The sequence below is a fragment of the Stenotrophomonas sp. SrG genome (assembly GCF_050031795.1).
In the GTDB taxonomy this organism is placed as follows: Bacteria; Pseudomonadota; Gammaproteobacteria; order Xanthomonadales; family Xanthomonadaceae; genus Stenotrophomonas; species Stenotrophomonas rhizophila_A.
Map to the genome: position 1 here is coordinate 1 of NZ_JBNBBE010000670.1, position 248 is coordinate 248.

At 66.1% G+C, this 248-nt stretch carries 1 protein-coding gene; it reads left to right on the top strand.

The genetic code is table 11. The features are described from left to right. A partial coding sequence (locus tag ACQG3P_RS21245; RefSeq protein WP_426806158.1) for a hypothetical protein occupies positions 1 to 205 on the top strand: 205 nt, incomplete at its 5' end. Positions 206 to 248 lie beyond the last annotated feature (43 nt).

Genomic DNA, 248 nt, shown 5'->3' on the forward strand with positions numbered 1-248 from the left:
GGTCGTGTCCCCGTCGGCGGGCGTAGGGGGTGCGGTGGTGATTTTCCTGTCGCCCATGACCGCCGAAACCATGCAGTGGCCCGTCACCCAGTTGACCGGGGTCCTGGTCACGCGCGCGGGGTGCGCGGCAGTGCTGCGGGTGCAGTCCGATGCACAGCGCTGCCTGGTCATGGCCGTCGCGGTGATTGCAGGTTTTCTGTTCTAGCCGTCGTTCGGGCCATTGTTCCTTCTGATGTACGGCGTGCGCT